The organism is Actinomyces sp. oral taxon 849 str. F0330 (assembly GCF_000239715.1).
GTDB classification, from domain to species: Bacteria; Actinomycetota; Actinomycetes; order Actinomycetales; family Actinomycetaceae; genus Actinomyces; species Actinomyces johnsonii.
On record NZ_JH470402.1, the window covers coordinates 1 to 867 of the forward strand.

The following is an 867-nucleotide window of genomic DNA, read 5'->3' on the forward strand; positions in this document are numbered from 1 at the left end:
GTGTGCCCTTGCCTATCCCCTGTTGCGTGTCTCAGGCCGCCCGGCGGGCGCCTCGGTGCGCAGCCGCAGGCGCGTCTGGGTGGCGGCGCGCGCCCGCTCGGCCGTCCACAGGGCTAGCGCGATGACACCGAGCTGGACCACGGACAGCACGGCGGCGCCCCGCAGGTCGAGGTACTGGGTGGTCAGCCGGTAGATCTCGGTCTCGATGGTGCCGATCCCCACCCCGCCGAGCACGAGCACCACCCCGTAGGCGGTGGCGCAGAACAGGAAGGTCAGGGAGGCGGCCGAGGCGATCGCGGGCGCCAGCGCGGGCAGGGTGACGGTGGCGAAGGCCCGCATCGGCGAAGCCCCCAGGGCCCGGGCGGCCTCCACGGCGCGAGGGTCGAGTCGCGACCACATGGTCCCCACGGTGCGCACCACGAGCCCGTAGTTGAAGAAGGCCAGCGCGGCCACGACCGCGCTCAGCGTCCCGTCCAGGCCCAGCACCTCCAGGGGCCCGCCGCGGGTGACCAGGGCGTGGAAGGCGACGCCGACGACGACGCTCGGCAGCACGAAGGGCACCGTCACCACTCCGCGCAGCAGGTCGCGGCCGGGGAAAGTGCGCCGGTAGAGCACGAGGGCCCCGGGGATGCCGAGGGCCACGCACACGGCCGTGCCGAGCGCGGCCTGGGTGAGGGTCTGCCCCAGGATCCGCCAGGTGCGCTCGCGGGCGAGGACGTCGCCGAAGCCGCTCAGGTCCAGGGCGCCGTCGGGCGCGAGGCCGCGGCCCATGAGGGTGGCCACGGGCCAGGCGAAGAAGAGCGTCAGGAAGGCCAGCGGGCCGACGACGGCCAGGCTCCAACCGACCCTCTCGCCCCAGCCCGGCCG

The 867-nt window shown here is 75.1% G+C and carries 1 protein-coding gene; it reads right to left on the reverse strand.

Features of this window, described 5'->3' with window-relative positions:
- Nucleotides 1–12 precede the first annotated feature (12 nt).
- A partial coding sequence (locus tag HMPREF0975_RS14340; RefSeq protein ID WP_009234961.1) for an ABC transporter permease occupies nucleotides 13–867 on the reverse strand: 855 nt, incomplete at its 5' end.